Below are 17,238 nucleotides of genomic sequence, written 5' to 3' on the forward strand. Positions count from 1 at the left end.
GGCGGCCGGCTGCGCGAGCCGCCCGTCGGCGCCGCGCTTCGGGGCGGCACGACGCGGTGCGGCACTGCGCGGCTCCGCACGCTCCGCGGAGCCGCGCTCCCCCGCGCTTCGCGCGGGTAGCGCGGCATCCTCCGCGTCGAACGGATCGGCGGAATCGGCAACGGCGGCAATGGAACGGCGTGGTGACACAGGCATCGGATCGTCTGGGTGCTTCGCAAGGCAAGTACAATAGCGGCTTTCACGTCGTCCGAACCAACGACGCCGGCCAGGCCGCGCATCCCGCCATCATAGCGGCTCGCGCGCCCCATTTACGCGTTTCCGCCCTGTCGGCGGCGCCCGCCGGCCGTTTCGAACCAGCCCGCATGTTCACGCTTTCCGATTTCGATTTCAATCTGCCGCCCGAGCTGATTGCGCAAACCGCGCTGCCCGATCGCACCGCGAGCCGCCTGCTCGAGGTGGATCGCACCCTCGAGCCCGCACGCCTCGTCGACCGCCGTTTCGCCGAGCTGCCGTCGTGCATCGCGCCCGGCGACCTGCTCGTGTTCAACGATACCAAAGTGCTGAAGGCCCGCTTCTTCGGCCAGAAGGCCAGCGGCGGCAAGATCGAGGTGCTGATCGAGCGCGTGACCGGCACGCACACGGCGCTCGCGCAGATCCGCGCGAGCAAGTCGCCCGGCGCCGGCACGACGCTGCGCCTGGCCGATGCGTTCGACGTGACGGTTGGCGAGCGCGTCGAGCCGTTCTTCACGCTGCACTTCCCCGCGCCGTGCCTCGACCTGATCGAGCAGCACGGCCGCCTGCCGCTGCCGCCGTACATCGAGCACGATGCCGACGCGACCGACGAGACGCGCTACCAGACGGTCTATGCGAGCAACCCGGGCGCGGTCGCCGCGCCCACGGCCGGGCTCCATTTCGACCAGCCGCTGCTGCAGAAGCTCGACGCGATGGGCGTCGAGCGCGCGACGCTCACGCTGCACGTCGGCGCGGGCACGTTCCAGCCGGTGCGCGTCGAGAACATCGCCGAGCACAAGATGCACAGCGAGTGGTACGACCTGCCGCAGTCGCTGGTCGACAAGATCGCCGCGACCCGCGCGCGCGGCGGCAACGTGATCGCGGTCGGCACGACGTCGATGCGCGCGCTCGAAGCCGCCGCGCGCGCCGCCGACGAAGCGGGCCGCCCGCTCGCGGCGACGCAGGCCGAGACCGACATCTTCATCACGCCCGGCTACCGTTTCCGCGTGGTCGACCGGCTCGTCACGAACTTCCACCTGCCGAAGTCGACGCTGCTGATGCTGGTGTCCGCGTTCGCGGGCGTCGAGACGATCCGCGCCGCGTACCGGCACGCGATCGATGAGCGCTACCGCTTCTTCAGCTACGGCGACGCGATGCTGCTCACGCGGCGTGACACGCCGGAGGCGCCGGGCGCGTAAAGCACAGCGGGCGCGGCGGGTGCGCGCGCCACGCACCGCGCGCCCACCATTGATCGCAGGCCCGTTTTCCCGTTGTGCGGGCGACGTTTTTGCGCGCACCCGCTTTCCCCGCTGCCGGTTTCCCGGCGGCGTTTCCAACATGCGCCGGACTTGCGATCCAGAGTTAGCGCTTTAGCGGTTACTCTGGTCCCATGCAAAGCAGCCCGGTAGCAAGGAGCACAACACGATGACCGAAGGTTCATCCCACGATACGCACGCCCCCGTGCAGGACCGCCCGGCGAACGGGCTCGAATTCGAACTGCTGACGACCGACGGCCACGCGCGCCGCGGCCGCGTGAAGCTCAACCACGGCGTGGTCGAAACGCCGATCTTCATGCCGGTCGGCACGTACGGCACCGTGAAGGCGATTCAGCCGCGCGAGCTGCACGAGATCAAGGCCCAGATCATTCTCGGCAACACGTTCCACCTGTGGCTGCGCCCGGGCCTCGACACGATCGACGCGCACGGCGGCCTGCACGGCTTCATGGGCTGGAACAAGCCGATCCTGACCGATTCGGGCGGCTTCCAGGTCTTCTCGCTCGGCGACCTGCGCAAGATCACCGAGGACGGCGTCACGTTCGCGTCGCCGATCAACGGCGACAAGCTGTTCCTGTCGCCGGAAGTGTCGATGCAGATCCAGAAGGTGCTGAATTCCGACATCGTGATGCAGTTCGACGAATGCACGCCGTACGCGACCAACGGCGTGCCGACGACGCACAAGGAAGCGGCCGACTCGATGCGCATGTCGCTGCGCTGGGCGAAGCGCTCGCTCGACGAGTTCGACCGGCTCGGCAACCCGAATGCACTGTTCGGGATCGTCCAGGGCGGGATGTTCGAGGACCTGCGCGACGAATCGCTCGCGGGCCTCGCGGAACTCGGTTTCCACGGCCTCGCGATCGGCGGGCTGTCGGTGGGCGAGCCGAAGGAAGACATGATGCGCGTGCTGCGCCACGTCGGCCCGAAGCTGCCGGCCAACAAGCCGCACTACCTGATGGGCGTCGGCACGCCGGAGGATCTGGTCGAAGGCGTCGCGAACGGCATCGACATGTTCGACTGCGTGATGCCGACCCGCAACGCGCGCAACGGCTGGCTCTTCACGCGCTTCGGCGACGTGAAGATCCGCAACGCGACGCACAAGAACTCGCTGAAGCCGCTCGATTCCACGTGCTCGTGCTACACGTGCCAGAACTTCTCGCGCGGCTACCTGCACCACCTGCATCGTGTGGGCGAGATCCTGGGCGCGCAGCTCAACACGATCCACAACCTGCACTACTACCTGCAGCTGATGAGCGAGATTCGCGACGCGATCGAAACGCATACGTTCGACGCATTCCGGCAGCGCTTCGCGGAGGATCGGGCCAGAGGGGTCGACTGACGGGCCGGCTGCCCGCGCCGCGCACGGCGGTCGCCCCATAGGACACGTACTAAATAACGCGGTCGATGCGCTGGCCACGACCGCCAAATATTACAATCGCCTTTCCAAACCCATCGCAGCGGTGCCGGTTCGCGCTTTAACAGCTTGATCCGAAAGCGCATTTGCCGCGCCGTTTGCACATGGGGCCGGTGGTAGAATAACCGGCTTATTTTTCGATCTTCCCCTACGGAGAGACCAACGTGCCGTTCATTTCCAATGCCTTCGCGCAGGGTGCCGGTGGCGCCGAATCGAGCCTGATGAGCTTCCTGCCGCTCATCCTGATGTTCGCGGTGCTGTACTTCATCATGATCCGCCCGCAGATGAAGCGCCAGAAGGAACACCGCAACATGCTCGCGGCCATGGCGAAGGGCGACGAAGTCGTCACGAGCGGCGGCCTCGTCGGCAAGGTGACGAAGGTCAGCGAAGGCTACATCGGCGTCGAAATCGCCCAAGGCACCGAAATCACCGTGCAGAAGGCTGCTGTCACGACCATTCTGCCGAAGGGCACGATCAAGTCGCTGTAAGGCTTTCACCGAGCGTCCGGCTCCCCGCGCCGTGCCTGCCTGAGAGAGCAGGCCGTCGCGGCGCCGGACGCGACGCTTTCACGCCAACCACCCGTTCGGCCCCCTCATGAATCGTTATCCACTCTGGAAATATGTCGTGATGGTCGTGGCGCTCGCCATCGGCTTTCTGTACACATTGCCCAACTTCTTCGGCGAAGCGCCGGCGGTGCAGGTGTCGAGCGGCAAGGCCACGGTCAAGCTCGACTCGACCACGCTGACCCAGGTCGAATCCGCGCTCGCGTCCGCGCAGATCAAGCCGGACGACGTCACGTTCGAGAACACCGCGTCCAACGCGAACATCCGCGTGCGCGTGAAGGACACCGATACGCAGATGCGCGTCAAGGATCTGCTGCAGAAGTCGCTGAACGCCGACCCGAACGATCCGCAGTACGTCGTCGCACTGAACCTGCAGAGCGCGTCGCCGCGCTGGCTGACCGCACTGCACGCGCTGCCGATGTATCTCGGCCTCGACCTGCGCGGCGGTGTGCACTTCCTGCTCCAGGTCGACATGACGGGCGCGCTCACGAAGAAGCTCGACTCCGACGCGTCCGACGCCCGCACGCTGCTGCGTGACAAGAACATCCGCGACGGCGGCGTGAGCCGCGTCGATCAGTCCGTCGTCGTGAACTTCAGCGACCCGCAAACGGCGGAAGACGCCCGCAAGGTGCTCGCCGCATCGGTCACCGAACTCCAATGGGCGACGCAGCCCGGCGGCGGCGGCATGCAAGTCGTCGGCACGTTCACGCCGGCCGTGCAGAAGGCCGTCGAGGACGCCGCGCTCAAGCAGAACCTGACGACGCTCCACAACCGCGTGAACGAACTCGGCGTGTCCGAGCCGATCCTGCAGCAGCAAGGCAGCGACCGTATCGTCGTCGAACTGCCGGGCGTGCAGGACACCGCGAAGGCGAAGGACATCATCGGCCGCACGGCAACGCTCGAAGCGCGCCTCGCCGACCCGCTCAACACGCACCCGAACCCGAACGACCCGGTGCCGCCGGGCGACGAGCTGTTCACGCAGGGCAACCAGGCGCCCGTGCTGCTGAGGAAGGACGTGATCTTCACCGGCGACCGCATCATCGATGCGTCGGCCGGCTTCGACGAACATCAGCGTCCGTCGGTCAACATCCGCCTCGACTCGGCCGGTGGCCGCGCGGTGCGCTCGGTGTCGCGCGACAACATCGGCAAGCCGATGGCGATGGTGCTGTTCGAGAAGGGCAAGGGCGAAGTGCTGACGGTCGCGACGATCCAGTCGGAGCTCGGCGACCGCTTCCAGATCACCGGCCAGCCGACGCCGCAGGCCGCGGCCGACCTCGCGCTGCTGCTGCGCGCCGGTTCGCTCGCCGCCCCGATGGACATCATCGAGGAACGCACGATCGGCCCGAGCCTCGGCGCGGACAACATCAAGATGGGCGTCCACTCGGTGATCTGGGGTTTCTGCGCGATCGCCGTGTTCATGATCGCGTACTACATGCTGTTCGGCGTCATCTCGGTGATCGGCCTGTCGGTGAACCTGCTGCTGCTCGTCGCGGTGCTGTCGCTGATGCAGGCCACGCTGACGCTGCCCGGTATCGCGGCCATCGCGCTCGCGCTCGGCATGGCGATCGACTCGAACGTGCTGATCAACGAGCGCGTGCGTGAAGAACTGCGCGCCGGCCAGCCGCCGCAGCTCGCGATCCAGGCCGGCTACGCGCATGCGTGGGCGACGATTCTCGACTCGAACGTCACGACGCTGATCGCCGGCCTCGCGCTGCTCGCGTTCGGCTCGGGCCCGGTTCGCGCGTTCGCGATCGTGCACTGCCTCGGCATCCTGACGTCGATGTTCTCCGCCGTGTTCTTCTCGCGCGGGATCGTCAACCTCTGGTACGGCGGCCGCAAGAAGCTGAAGTCGCTCGCGATCGGCCAGGTGTGGAAGCCGGAAGGCGCCACGGCCGGCGCGTCGTTCGCCGCGGCGGACGAATCGACCGACACGGCACGCGCCGCGAAGCTCGCCGCGCCCGCGAAGGGCAACGCGCCGCGCGCCGGCAAGCCGCAGCTGCGCAATCGCGCGCAGCAGGGCGTGTCGCCGAAGAAACCGGGCTCGACCCAATAAGGCCCCGGAGACGAAGCCATGGAATTTTTCCGCATCCGTAAAGACATTCCGTTCATGCGGCACGCGCTGGTGTTCAACGTGATCTCGCTGGTCACGTTCCTCGCCGCCGTGTTCTTCCTGTTCCACCGCGGGCTGCATCTGTCCGTCGAATTCACCGGTGGTACGGTGATCGAGGTGCAGTATCCGCAGGCCGCGCAGCTCGAACCCGTGCGCGATACGCTCGGCAAGCTCGGCTACGCCGATGCGCAGGTGCAGAGCTTCGGCACGTCGCGCAACGTGCTGATCCGCCTGCAGCTGAAGCAGGGCCTCACGTCCGCGCAGCAGAGCGACCAGGTGATGGGCGCACTGAAGGCGCAGACCCCGGACGTCACGCTGCAGCGCGTCGAATTCGTCGGCCCGCAGGTCGGCCGGGAGCTCGCGACCGACGGCCTGCTCGCGCTCGCGTGCGTCGTGATCGGCATCGTGATCTACCTGTCGTTCCGCTTCGAATGGAAGTACGCGGTCGCCGGCGTGATCGCCAACCTGCACGACGTCGTGATCATTCTCGGCTTCTTCGCGTTCTTCCAGTGGGAGTTCTCGCTGGCGGTGCTCGCGGCGGTGCTCGCGGTGCTCGGCTACTCGGTCAACGAGTCGGTCGTCATCTTCGACCGGATCCGCGAAACGTTCCGCCGTGAACGCAAGATGAGCGTGCAGGAAGTGATCAACCACGCGATCACGACCACGATGTCGCGTACGATCATCACGCACACGTCGACGGAAATGATGGTGCTGTCGATGTTCTTCTTCGGCGGCCCGACGCTGCACTACTTCGCGCTCGCGCTGACGGTCGGCATCATGTTCGGTATCTACTCGTCGGTGTTCGTCGCGGGCTCGCTCGCGATGTGGCTCGGCATCAAGCGCGAAGATCTTCTGAAGGACAAGAAGACCGCGCACGATCCGGACGATCCGAACGCGGGCGCGCAGGTTTAAGCGCCGCGCCGTTTCGACGGATACGCAAAGGCCGGCCCCTCGTGGGCCGGCCTTTTTTCATGCGGGCGCCGCGGCCGCATTCGTTGCATGCGCATCGACTGCCCGCGCGCAAACCGTGCCCGCGCCGCCCGTTGCCTCCGCTGCCCCCCATGGTTGATGCCGGCGAAGCCGGTCTGCGAGCCGGAAGGCTGACCCATCTAGACGACTCCAGATTCCAACTCAATCCGGCCCGGTCATCAAGCACGACAATATTTGCCTTTCTGGTAATGGCGAATTGCTCCATTCCGGAAAATCCCTTTTCTGAAATCCTTCCAAAGACTGGTAGCCGCTCACATTCCAGTTGTAGCCGCTTGCTCGCTCAACTTCGACGACGGAATAACGGCATCGACTACTGGGATTTTTCAAACGAAAGACCATTCGCTCGCGATCGCCATCGATTTTTTTCTCCAGCACTTCGTAAGGTGACGACTTGCAGATGCTGTACGTTGAATTCCACTCGATTGTCTTGGCGCGCACATGGAGCGCACCGGAACAGGCTCTACCAGTTCCTTGGAAGGCGCCTGTAAAAGCGCCGTCGGCAGCGGCCACCGCACTTGACAAGGTTCCGACGGACATACACAGCACCAAGACCACTAGTACCCGCATATCGCTGTTTCTCCGTTCCGGATCAGAGCCAACGCATAGTCGAGCTTCTTGGCATACATTGGATCGCCAACGTTATAGCTTGTTGCAATGCTCGACGTTGTGGTTATTTTCCAGCCAGCGATAACTTTCCCCAACGATGCCTTTCGATATTTCAATGTCTGGTCGGTTCTGAATATATGCGCAGCAGGATTGAGCTTTTGCATGACTTCCGCAGTACCGCATCGCCCGCGTCACCGGCGCTTCACCGGAACCCGAACCGCCGCCGCAACACCACCAGCGCGGCGAGGCTCAGCACGGCCGCGAACATCAGGTAGAAGCTCGGCGCGGTCTTCATCCCGGTCGCGCGGATCAGCCACGCGATGATGAACGGCCCGAAGCCGCCGAAGATCGTCACCGCGACGTTATAGGCGAGCGACATCCCGGTCGTGCGCGTCTGCACCGGAAATACCTCGGACAACAAGCCGGGCAGCGCCGCGAAATAGCCGGTCATCAGGAACGCGAGCAGCACCTGCAGCGCGATCAGCGTGCCGAAGCCCGGATGCGCGACGAGATACGCGAACGCCGGATAGATCAGCACGAGGATGCCGACGGCCGGCGCGATCATCACGCGCACGCGGCCGTAGCGGTCCGACCAGTGGCCGACGAGCGGCGCGAACACCATCTGGATCACGCCGACGACGAGAATCGCCGCGAACGCGGCGGACGGCGCGAGGCCGAGCTGCTTCACGCCGTAGGTCGGCATGAACAGCACGAGATAGGTCGCGACGGTGCCGAGCACCACCACGCCCATCGCGGCGACGAGCCGCGCCTTGTGCGACGCGAACGTGTCGCGCAACGGGCTCGCGGTACTGTCGGCCGCGAGGAATTCGGGCGTCTCGTCGACCTTCGAGCGGATGTAGTATGCGACCGGCCCGAGCAGCAGCCCGAAGAAGAACGGCACGCGCCAGCCCCACGCGGCCATCTGATCGGCCGTGAGCTGCGCGTTCAGCACGGTGCCGAAGCCGGCCGCGAGCAGCGTCGTGAGCCCCTGGCTCGCGACCTGCCAGCTCGCGAAGAAGCCGCGCCGGCCCGGTACGTGCTCGGCGAGGAACGCGGTCGCGCTGCCGAACTCGCCGCCGGCCGAGAAGCCCTGCATCAGCCGCGCGGCGACGAGGATCAGCGGCGCCGCGACGCCGATCGTCCCGTAGGTCGGCAGCACCGCGATGACGAGCGTGCCGGCCATCATCAGCAGGATCGACAGCGTGAGCGCGGCCTTGCGGCCCGCGCGGTCGGCGTACGCGCCGAGCACGATCGCGCCGAGCGGCCGCATGAAGAACGACACGCCGAACGTGCCGAGCGTGAGCAGCAGCGACACGGTGTCGTTGCCGGACGGGAAGAACAGCTTCGAGATCGTGACCGCGAAGAAGCCGTAGACGACGAGATCAAACCACTCGAGCGCGTTGCCGATCGACGCGGCGACCACCGCGCGCCACACGCGCGGCGATGCGGCAATGGAGCTGGATTGCGTGACGGCGTGCATCGGCGATCTCCTAGTCGTTGTAAGTTGTACGTTGTTCGTTCCGTGCGACGCGCCCATTGCCGCGCCGCGAACTGTGCCGACGATTATAGGCGCGCAAAAGAAAACCGCCGCGCCCCCCTGCAAGGGAGCGCGGCGGCTGGCACGCAACGGGCCGGCGAACCGAAGCAGCAACGCAACGGCCGGCCGGGCCGTGTGCGTTACTGCTGCTTGACCGCTTCGGCCGTGATCAGCAGCTTCGTCTGCATCTTGAAGCCGTACTGCTTGCCGTAGTCGAGGCCGAAATCGTCGCGGCTGAATTCGCCGACCGCGTCGACGCCGCACACTTCACGCTTGAGCATCGGATGCGGCATGCACTTGAGCGCATCGATCTTCAGCGTCAGCGGCTTCGTGACGCCGTGCATCGTCAGGTTGCCGACCACCGCCACCGGCTTGTCGCCGTCGAACTTGATCGTGCCCTTGTAGTTCGCCTGCGGGAACTTCGCCGCATCGAAGAACTCGGCGGTCTGCAGGTGCTCGTCGAGCTTCGCGCTGCCGGTGTGGATCGACGCGATGTCGGTCGTCACTTCCACCGTGCCGGTCTTCGCCGCGCGGTCGAGCGTCACGGTGCCGCTCGACTTGTCGAACTTGCCGCGCCAGACCGACAGGCCGCCGAAGTGGTCGGCCTCGAAGCTCGGGTACGTGTGGCTCGGATCGAACTGGTACGTCGCGGTATCGGCGAAGGCCGAGAACGACAGCGAAGCAGCCAGTGCGCCCGCGGCGATGATCAGATGCTTTTTCAACTCTTTCTCCTTGGAACGGTGCCGCGCCCTCGCGCGGCATTCGGGTCATGCGACACCCGTCGCTTACTTCGTGGCGACGAGATGGAACTTGATCTGCACTTCGTCCGCGACGATCGACGTGTCCTTCCACTCGCCGGTGCCGACGTTGAACGTCGAACGCCTGATCGGCAGCACGCCGTCGAAGGTCTGCGTCGCGCCGTTCTGCGTGACGGTGACGGGCACCGTGACGGTCTCGGCCTTGCCCTTGATCGTCAGCTTGCCGGTCACGTTGTACTTGTTGCCGCCGGCCGGCGCGATCGCCGACGACGTGAAGATGGCCTGCGGATACGTCTTCGCGTCGAACCAGTCCTTGCCCGCGACCTGGTCGTTGTACATCTTGTCGCCGAGGTCGTAGCTGGCCACGTCGATCGTCATCTGCGCGCTGCCCTGGGCGGCCTTGGCCGGGTCGAACTTCACCTGCGCGGAGAACTTCCTGAACGCGCCTTCGGTCGGCACGTTCATCTGCTTCGACACGGCGGACACCTTGCTCTTCGCGAGATCGACGTCGGCGTGCGCCGCGGCCGACGCGACAAGTGACACCGCGGCGAATGCGGTCAGCATGGAGCGGGAGAAAGACACTTTCATGAGATCCTTCATTTGGCAAAGGGAAGCATTCGCGACAGCAGGCCGTCGCGGTCCAACACCTGGTGCTTGATCGCCGCGAGCAGGTGCAGCGACACGAGCGCAAGCAAAATGTAATTCAAAAACACGTGAAGCGTCTTGAAGGTTTCCTTCAGCACCGGATCGGGATCGATCAGGCGCGGCAGCGGCACGATGCCGAGGTAGACGACCGGGATGTTCGCCGCCGAGCTGTACAGGTAGCCGGTGACCGGAATCACGAGCATCAGCACGTACAGCAGCATGTGGGCGCCGTGCGACGCCGCGCGTTGCCACGCCGGCGTATTGCCCGGCAGCGGCGGCGCCGCGTGCGTCGCGCGCCACAGCACGCGCACGACGGCCAGCGCGAACACCGTCACGCCGATCCACTTGTGCCACGAGAAGTACTTCAGCTTCGTCGGCGTGAAGCCGGGGATGTCGGTCATCACCCAGCCGAGCGCGAAGCCGCAGACGATCAGCAGCGCGATCAGCCAGTGCAGCGCGATCGCGGTCTGCGTATAACGTGTCGGCCGGGCCGACAGCGGTTTCGATGCCATCATGGATTCCTCAGTTGAGCGAACGGCTGCGCCAGAACACGCGCCGACGCTTGTCAAGGGCGCCATGCTACCGCAACCTTTTGAACGGCGCGGACTCCGAGGACGGGCATGTCAGCACGCTGCCATGTTCGCGCCATGTTACCGACCGGTCACCCGATAGCCGAACGTTGACACGCCGAAAAAGGCGTTTTGGTAAGATTGGCGCGGGTTCCGGCCCCGTCGACGCGCGTTCCCACCCGTCGCACAACCGCTTTTCCCATGCAACGATACGACCTGATTGCCTGTCACGAATGCGACGCACTGTTGCATAAACCGCGCCTCAGCGGCCGCGAGATCGCGCGCTGCCCGCGCTGCGACGCGCTGCTCTATCGCAACAGCACCACGCAGATCGAGCGCATCACGGCACTCGCGGTGGCCGCGCTCGTCACGTTCGTCATCGCGCAGACGTTCCCGATCCTGGAAATGGACCTGAACGGCACGCGCGTGCAGACCACGCTGATCGGCGCGATCGACGCACTGTGGCATCAGGGCATGGAGATCGTCGGCGTGATGGTGTTCTGCGCGACCGTGCTGTTTCCGCTCGTCGAGATGGCTGCGCTGCTCTACGTACTGCTGCCGATACGGCGCGGCGTCGTGCCGCCCGGCCTGAACCTCGTGCTGCGCACGATCCAGCTCGTGCGGCCGTGGGGCATGATCGAGGTGTTCATGCTCGGCATCGTCGTCACGATCGTGAAGATGGTGAGCCTCGCGCGCGTCGTGCCGGACGCGGCGCTGTTCGCGTTCGGCGCGCTCACGCTGATGACCGCCGTCGTGCTGATGTTCGATCCGCGCACGCTGTGGGACATCGCCGACGACCTGCGCGCCGGCCGCCCGCCTGCCGCACCCGCTGCGCCCACCGCACCCGCTGCACCGGACGATGCCGCGCCGCTGCCGGACGCGCCCCGCCGATGACGATGCCCACCGCCGCCCGCGCGGGCTACGCCAGCTGCCACGCGTGCGGGCTCGTGCAGACGATCGACCAGCCGCACGCACATTGCGCGCGCTGCGGCAGCGCGCTGCACCTGCGCACGCCGAACAGCATCATGCGCACCTGGGCGCTGCTGCTCGCGGCCGCGATCCTCTACATTCCGGCGAACCTGCTGCCGATCATGCGCACATCGTCGATCGTCGGCTCGCAGCAGGACACGATCATGAGCGGCGTCATCTATTTCTGGACGTCCGGCGACTGGCCGCTCGCCGTCGTCGTGTTCGTCGCCAGCATTCTCGTGCCGATGCTCAAGCTCGGCGTGCTGACGATCCTCGCGATCAGCGCGCAGCGGCGTACCGCATGGCGACCGCTGCAGCGCACGCGCCTGTACCGGATCGTCGAGCGTATCGGCCGCTGGTCGATGCTCGACATCTTCGTCGTGACGCTCACCGTCGCGCTCGTCCATTTCCGTTCGCTCGCCGTCATCACGGCCGGCCCCGGCGCGCTCGCGTTCGGCTCGGTCGTGATCCTGACGATGCTCGCGTCGATGCAGTTCGATCCCCGCCTGATCTGGGATCCAGTCGAAACTTCAGGGAAACACCATGAATAGTCCGCAAGGCCCGCAGAACGACGCGTCCCGGCCGCCCGACCCGATGATCTCGACGAAAAGCGGCTGGCTGCCGTCGCTCGTCTGGCTCGTGCCGCTGATCGCCGCGCTGATCGGCATCGGCCTCGTGATCAAGTCCGTGCGCGAGCGCGGCCCGGAAATCTCGATCAGCTTCCACAGTGCGGAAGGCCTCGAGCCGGGCAAGACGCAGGTCAAGTACAAGGACGTCGAGATCGGCACGGTCAAGTCGACCAAGCTGTCGAAAGACCTGTCGCGCGTGCTCGTCCAGGTGCAGCTGAAGAAGGAAGCCGAGGACTTCGCGGTCAAGGGTTCGCGTTTCTGGATCGTGCGTCCGCGCGTCGGCGCGACCGGCGTGTCGGGGCTCGGCACGCTGCTGTCGGGCGCCTACATCGGCGTCGACGCCGGCCACGGGCAGGACTCGCAGACCGACTTCATCGGCCTCGAGTCGCCGCCGGCCGTCACGGGCGACCAGAAGGGCACGCAGTACGTGCTGCGCGGCGATTCACTGGGCTCGGTCGACATCGGCTCGCCGATCTACTACCGCCGCGTGCCGGTCGGCCAGGTGGTCGGCTTCTCGCTCGACAAGGACGGCACGGGCGTCACGTTCAACGTGTTCGTCAACGCGCCGTACGACCAGTACGTCGGCGTGAACTCGCGCTGGTGGCAGGCGAGCGGCGTCGACCTGCGGCTCGATTCGAGCGGGCTGAAACTGAACACGCAGTCGCTCGCGACGGTGATCCTCGGCGGCATCGCATTCCAGACGCCGCCGAACCAGGACACCGGCGCGACCGCGCCGAACAACACGACGTTCCGCCTCGGCTCCGACGAGGCCGATGCGATGCGCGACCCGGACGGCCATCCGCTGCAGGTCGTGATGAACTTCAACCAGTCGCTGCGCGGGCTGGGCGTCGGTGCGCCGGTCGACTTCCGCGGCATCGTGCTCGGCGAAGTCACGAACATCGGGATCGACTACGATCCGAAGACGAAGAACTTCCTGATGCCGGTCACGATGAACGTGTATCCGGAGCGGCTCGGCCGACGCTTCCGCGAAACGATCGAGAGCAAGGGCGAACCGGCCCGCCGCGAGATCGTCGAGCGGCTCGTCCAGCACGGGCTGCGCGGCCAGCTGCGCACCGGCAACCTGCTGACGAGCCAGTTGTACGTCGCGCTCGACTTCTTCCCGAAGGCGCCGCCCGTGAAGATCGACGCGGCGCGCCAGCCGCTCGAGCTGCCGACCGTGCCGAACACGCTCGACGAGCTGCAGCTGCAGGTCGCCGACATCGCGAAGAAGCTCGACAAGGTGCCGTTCGACCAGATCGGCGCGAACCTGAACAGCGCGCTGTCGAACGCCGACAAGCTGTTCAAGCAGCTCGACACGCAGGTCGCGCCGGAAGCGCGCGACACGCTGTCGGCCGCGAAGCAGACCTTCTCGTCCGCCCAGGCGACGCTGCAGCAGGATTCGCCGCTGCAGTCCGACGTGCGCGGCGCGCTGAAGGAGCTCACGCGCACGCTGCAATCGCTGAACGCGCTCGCCGACTATCTGGAGCGCCATCCCGAATCGCTGCTCAAGGGCAAGCCAGGAGATCAACAATGACGACGACACGCGTGAACGCGCTCGCGAGCGGCGCGGCGGCAATCTGCGCCGCGCTCGCGCTCGCCGCCTGCAGCTCGCCGCCCGCGCGGTTCTATACGCTGAGCCCCGCCGACGCCGCGGCGCCCGTGCGCACCGCGCCCGCCAATCCGGCGTACCTGATCGAGGTGCCGGCCGTCGGCGTGCCCGAACAGGTCGCGAAGAACCAGCTCGTCGTGCAGAAGAACGCCGCGCAGGTCGACGTGCTCGAACAGGAGCGCTGGGCCGCGCCGCCCGCCGACGAGATCCGCCGCGCGCTGTCCGACGATCTCGCTGCGCAGCTCGGCACGATCGACGTCGCGAACTCCGCGTATCCGCCCGGCGTGCCCGTCTATCGGATCAGCGTGAACGTGCAGCGCTTCGAGTCGTGGCCCGGCAAGCGGGCGGCGATCGATGCGGTGTGGAGCGTGCGTTCGCTCGCCACGCAGGCGGTGATGACGTGCCGCACGAGCGTCGCGGAACGCGTCGCCGGCGGTTACGACGCGCTTGTCGCCGGCCACCGGCGCGCGCTCGACGTGATCGCATCGCAGGCCGCGGCCGGCGTGCGCGCAATGGCGGCACGGGGCGGTACGACGACCGCCTCCGGCAGCACGGCGGCGACCGCCCCCGTCGTGCCGTGCCCGGCCAACCCGACGGCCGGCGGCAACGCGGACGCGACGGGGAAGTCCGGCGCGTAAGCGCGAGCCGCACGGGCGAACGTGCGATGCGTTTGCCGCGCGTTTGCCGCGCGTTTGCCGCGCGTTTGTCCGTGTCGCGCGCTCGATAGCACGCGTCGGCATCGATCGGCGCCGATCGGCATCCGCGCGCGGCCGCACCCGCGAGCGCGCGGCACCCGTCGATCCGACCGGCGTCGACGCGCACGCATCGGCCGAACGGCCGCTTTGCATTGTTTGTCAAAATCCGCCGGAACCGGCGCCACGCAACGCGGTCGGCTTGCGTTTTCGTGCCCGATTGACGATCCTACGCACTTTCAGGCTCGCGCCGCCCGTCCGTCGTTCGCGTCAGCCAGCGGCAATCGGGCCGCGTCCGGCCCGATCGTCGGGTCTCCCGTGGCTCGCACGCGGGTCCGCGTGCACCGCATCGGGGCAGCCGCATCGCGGGTCGCCGCGCATCGCCCCGGCAACCCGACCAGCCTCATCCGTTCTCCCCGGCGCCGCGCCGCATTCCCGGCCGGCATCCCGAACCCGCCCGTCCAGGGCTTTCGCTATTCCGTTTATGTTTCGTTCCCTGACGACCCTGATCAAGAAGTGGCGCGCGTCGCGCAATGCGGGCCACCAGCTCGACGCGCTGCTCGCGCACGCCGACGCGGATGCGTCGTACGCCGAGCGCAGCGAATGGCTGATCGAGCTCGCGCACTGGCTGCGCCGCAGCGGTGCGATGCAGGCCGCGCAGGACGCGCCAGCCGAGCGCGACGTCGACGCACGCGCGTATCCGGCGCACGCGCGGCTGCGCTACCTGTTCCACGTGCTCGACCGCAATCCCGCGTGGAAATCGCACGCCGCGCGCATCGTGCGCGGCGTGCTGCGCGAATGCGACGGCATCTCGCTGCTGTGCGACGCCGGCATGCCGGTGCACGCCGGTTTCTTCGGCGCGCTGTTCGAGCGGATCGACTCGTCGCTGATCCCGCCCGCGCCGAACCGCCGCGAACTGACGGCGCTGTTCACGCTGATGTTCCCGACGCCGCAAGACGCGCAATGGATCGACGCGCTGCCCGACGACCTGCTGGCCCGCCTCGTGGCGCTGATCTCGTTCGACGTCACCGACGAAGAACGCCACGAGCCCGGCTCGTTCGCGCGCGACCTGCTGGCCGCGCTGCACAACCTGACCTGCCAGATCAGCTCGACCGGCCTGTCGCAGACGGTGCGCAGCCGCCTGTCCGACGACGACGCGCGCAAGCCGCTCGAAACGCAGCCGTTCTACCGCCTCACGCGTGCGATGCTCGCGGTCGAGACCGCGCACGCGGCCGTCGAGGATGGCGGCGACCCGAACAAGCTGCTGCACGAGGTGAACTACCTGCGCATGCTGCTCGACGAATGCCGGATCGCGGTCGACGACGTGTTCGCGCACCTGTACCGCAACGGCGTGTCGGTCGACATCGTGTTCCAGGTCGAGCGCATGCGCATGCGGATCCTGCGCGCCGAGATGCTGCTCAACGCCTGGATGGCCCGCGACGACCTGCGCGGCATGGCGCACCTGACCGCCGAGCTCGTCGACGCGAACCAGAACAGCCAGAGCGTGTCGCACCTCGTGCGCAGCAACTTCTCGCTGTTCGCGCGCAAGCTCGTCGAGACCAACGCGGACACCGGCGAGCACTATATCTCCCGCGGCCGCGCCGAGTATCTGAAGATGCTGCGAATGGCCGCGGGCGGCGGCCTCGTCACCGTCGTGACCGTGTGCGTGAAGTTCGCGATCACGGGCGCGCACCTGCAGTCGATGCTCGAAGGGCTGCTCGCCGGCGTCAACTATGCGGCGAGCTTCATGCTGATGCACTTCCTGCATTTCACGCTCGCGACCAAGCAGCCGGCGATGACTGCCCCGACGCTCGCGCGCGAACTCGACGACACCGGCCACGAGGAAGGCGTGAAGGCGTTCGTCGCGTCGGTGATCGCGCTGATCCGCACGCAGGCCGCGGCGATCTCCGGCAACGTGCTCGTGGTGCTGCCCGTGTGCCTGCTCGTGCAGCTGTTCGCGGGCAACGTGCTGCACACGAACGTGATCTCGCCGCAGAAGGCGCACGCGACGCTGCACTCGTTCTCGCTGGTGGGCCCGACGCCGTTCTATGCGGCGCTCACGGGCGTGCTGCTGTGGGCGTCGAGCCTGCTCGCGGGCTGGGCCGACAACTGGTTCGTGCTGCATCGGGTCGGCGACGCGCTCGCGTACAACCGCCGGCTGCGCCTGACGCTCGGCGCGGCCGGCGCCGCGAGGCTCGCGCACTTCTGCCGCTCGAACGTCGCGGGCGTGGTCGCGAACGTCGGCCTCGGCCTGATGCTCGGCCTGATCCCGGCGATCGTCACGGTGTTCCTGTTCCCGTTCGAAGTGCGGCACGTGACGCTGTCGGCCGGCTCGATCGGCGTCGCGCTCGGCGTACTCGGCAAGGACGCGCTGAGCACGCCCGAGCTGTGGTGGGCCTGCGCCGGCGTGCTCAGCATGGCGATCCTCAACGTGCTCGTGAGCTTCGCGCTCGCATTCACGATGGCCGTGCGCTCGCGCAGCCTGCGCCGCACCAAGGTGCGCGCGCTGGTCGCCGCGATCGCCCGCACCGTGCTGTCGAAGCCGTCCGCGCTGTTCTGGCCGGCCGGCGGCCCCGCGGTGCGAGCCGGCCAGCCCGGCTCGCACTGAGCCGCCCGACGCCCGCGCGGCGGCCTGCCGGACA

The 17,238-nt window shown here is 67.1% G+C and carries 16 protein-coding genes; 10 read left to right on the plus strand and 6 right to left on the minus strand.

Going from position 1 to position 17,238, the window contains the following annotated elements:
- Window positions 1-195: hypothetical protein (locus O1Q03_RS38455; protein WP_269511014.1), on the minus strand; the 195-nt coding region annotated here is incomplete at its 3' end.
- A 167-nt stretch (window positions 196-362) separates the two neighbouring features.
- Between O1Q03_RS38455 and queA the strand changes: the two genes are divergently transcribed.
- From queA to secF, 5 genes are all read left to right on the plus strand, one after another.
- The gene (gene queA, locus O1Q03_RS38460; protein ID WP_269511017.1) at window positions 363-1,430 is read left to right on the plus strand and encodes a tRNA preQ1(34) S-adenosylmethionine ribosyltransferase-isomerase QueA; all 1,068 of its coding nucleotides are present in this window, start codon (window positions 363-365) and stop codon (window positions 1,428-1,430) included.
- Window positions 1,431-1,656: 226 nt separating this feature from the next.
- Window positions 1,657-2,844 (plus strand): tRNA guanosine(34) transglycosylase Tgt, encoded by a 1,188-nt coding sequence (gene tgt, locus O1Q03_RS38465; RefSeq protein WP_269511021.1) that lies wholly within the window; start codon window positions 1,657-1,659, stop codon window positions 2,842-2,844.
- 239 nt (window positions 2,845-3,083) lie between these two features.
- On the plus strand, window positions 3,084-3,407 hold the full coding sequence (yajC, locus tag O1Q03_RS38470; RefSeq protein ID WP_269511025.1) for a preprotein translocase subunit YajC: 324 nt from the start codon (window positions 3,084-3,086) through the stop codon (window positions 3,405-3,407).
- 106 nt (window positions 3,408-3,513) lie between these two features.
- The gene (gene secD / locus O1Q03_RS38475) at window positions 3,514-5,535 is read left to right on the plus strand and encodes a protein translocase subunit SecD (RefSeq protein WP_269511028.1); all 2,022 of its coding nucleotides are present in this window, start codon (window positions 3,514-3,516) and stop codon (window positions 5,533-5,535) included.
- Between the two features lie 18 nt (window positions 5,536-5,553).
- A complete protein-coding gene (gene secF, locus O1Q03_RS38480) occupies window positions 5,554-6,504 on the plus strand; it encodes a protein translocase subunit SecF (RefSeq protein ID WP_269511031.1) in 951 nt (316 codons plus the stop codon).
- Between the two features lie 219 nt (window positions 6,505-6,723).
- On the opposite strand, the gene O1Q03_RS38485 is transcribed toward secF, so the two are convergent.
- The 5 genes from O1Q03_RS38485 to O1Q03_RS38505 form a co-directional block, all read right to left on the minus strand.
- On the minus strand, window positions 6,724-7,119 hold the full coding sequence (locus tag O1Q03_RS38485) for a hypothetical protein (protein WP_269511034.1): 396 nt from the start codon (window positions 7,117-7,119) through the stop codon (window positions 6,724-6,726).
- Between the two features lie 271 nt (window positions 7,120-7,390).
- A complete protein-coding gene (locus tag O1Q03_RS38490) occupies window positions 7,391-8,668 on the minus strand; it encodes an MFS transporter (RefSeq protein ID WP_269511037.1) in 1,278 nt (425 codons plus the stop codon).
- A gap of 197 nt (window positions 8,669-8,865) precedes the next feature.
- Complete coding sequence (locus O1Q03_RS38495) at window positions 8,866-9,447, minus strand: YceI family protein (protein WP_269511040.1); 582 nt, start codon at window positions 9,445-9,447, stop codon at window positions 8,866-8,868.
- A 63-nt stretch (window positions 9,448-9,510) separates the two neighbouring features.
- Window positions 9,511-10,071 carry a YceI family protein gene (locus O1Q03_RS38500; protein ID WP_269511043.1) on the minus strand — a complete coding sequence of 187 codons (561 nt, stop codon included), beginning with the start codon at window positions 10,069-10,071 and terminating at the stop codon, window positions 9,511-9,513.
- A gap of 8 nt (window positions 10,072-10,079) precedes the next feature.
- Entirely contained in the window at window positions 10,080-10,640 is a 561-nt protein-coding gene (locus tag O1Q03_RS38505) for a cytochrome b (protein WP_269511046.1), read from the minus strand.
- Between the two features lie 258 nt (window positions 10,641-10,898).
- Between O1Q03_RS38505 and O1Q03_RS38510 the strand changes: the two genes are divergently transcribed.
- The 5 genes from O1Q03_RS38510 (at window position 10,899) to O1Q03_RS38530 (ending at window position 17,204) form a co-directional block, all read left to right on the plus strand.
- Window positions 10,899-11,591 carry a paraquat-inducible protein A gene (locus O1Q03_RS38510; protein WP_269511049.1) on the plus strand — a complete coding sequence of 231 codons (693 nt, stop codon included), beginning with the start codon at window positions 10,899-10,901 and terminating at the stop codon, window positions 11,589-11,591.
- Window positions 11,588-12,217, plus strand: a complete 630-nt coding sequence (locus O1Q03_RS38515; protein ID WP_269511052.1) for a paraquat-inducible protein A — start codon at window positions 11,588-11,590, stop codon at window positions 12,215-12,217. The genes O1Q03_RS38510 and O1Q03_RS38515 overlap by 4 nt, the downstream gene beginning before the upstream one ends.
- On the plus strand, window positions 12,210-13,829 hold the full coding sequence (locus O1Q03_RS38520) for a PqiB family protein (protein ID WP_269511054.1): 1,620 nt from the start codon (window positions 12,210-12,212) through the stop codon (window positions 13,827-13,829). The genes O1Q03_RS38515 and O1Q03_RS38520 overlap by 8 nt, the downstream gene beginning before the upstream one ends.
- On the plus strand, window positions 13,826-14,542 hold the full coding sequence (locus O1Q03_RS38525; protein ID WP_269511056.1) for a PqiC family protein: 717 nt from the start codon (window positions 13,826-13,828) through the stop codon (window positions 14,540-14,542). Before O1Q03_RS38520 ends, O1Q03_RS38525 begins: the two co-directional genes overlap by 4 nt.
- Window positions 14,543-15,080: 538 nt before the next feature.
- Window positions 15,081-17,204, plus strand: coding sequence for a site-specific recombinase (locus O1Q03_RS38530; RefSeq protein ID WP_269511058.1), 2,124 nt, complete (start codon window positions 15,081-15,083; stop codon window positions 17,202-17,204).
- Window positions 17,205-17,238 lie beyond the last annotated feature (34 nt).

It is taken from the genome of Burkholderia sp. IMCC1007, assembly GCF_027257875.1.
Classification (GTDB): Bacteria; Pseudomonadota; Gammaproteobacteria; order Burkholderiales; family Burkholderiaceae; genus Burkholderia.

Coding starts and splice junctions, on each gene's coding strand:
- O1Q03_RS38505 (WP_269511046.1), bottom strand. CDS start 10,640: ATGGCATCGAAACCGCTGTCGGCCCGGCCGACACGTTATACGCAGACC.
- O1Q03_RS38530 (WP_269511058.1), top strand. CDS start 15,081: ATGTTTCGTTCCCTGACGACCCTGATCAAGAAGTGGCGCGCGTCGCGC.
- secD (WP_269511028.1), top strand. CDS start 3,514: ATGAATCGTTATCCACTCTGGAAATATGTCGTGATGGTCGTGGCGCTC.
- queA (WP_269511017.1), top strand. CDS start 363: ATGTTCACGCTTTCCGATTTCGATTTCAATCTGCCGCCCGAGCTGATT.
- O1Q03_RS38485 (WP_269511034.1), bottom strand. CDS start 7,119: ATGTCCGTCGGAACCTTGTCAAGTGCGGTGGCCGCTGCCGACGGCGCT.
- O1Q03_RS38515 (WP_269511052.1), top strand. CDS start 11,588: ATGACGATGCCCACCGCCGCCCGCGCGGGCTACGCCAGCTGCCACGCG.
- O1Q03_RS38500 (WP_269511043.1), bottom strand. CDS start 10,071: ATGAAAGTGTCTTTCTCCCGCTCCATGCTGACCGCATTCGCCGCGGTG.
- O1Q03_RS38525 (WP_269511056.1), top strand. CDS start 13,826: ATGACGACGACACGCGTGAACGCGCTCGCGAGCGGCGCGGCGGCAATC.
- O1Q03_RS38520 (WP_269511054.1), top strand. CDS start 12,210: ATGAATAGTCCGCAAGGCCCGCAGAACGACGCGTCCCGGCCGCCCGAC.
- O1Q03_RS38510 (WP_269511049.1), top strand. CDS start 10,899: ATGCAACGATACGACCTGATTGCCTGTCACGAATGCGACGCACTGTTG.
- O1Q03_RS38490 (WP_269511037.1), bottom strand. CDS start 8,668: ATGCACGCCGTCACGCAATCCAGCTCCATTGCCGCATCGCCGCGCGTG.
- tgt (WP_269511021.1), top strand. CDS start 1,657: ATGACCGAAGGTTCATCCCACGATACGCACGCCCCCGTGCAGGACCGC.
- secF (WP_269511031.1), top strand. CDS start 5,554: ATGGAATTTTTCCGCATCCGTAAAGACATTCCGTTCATGCGGCACGCG.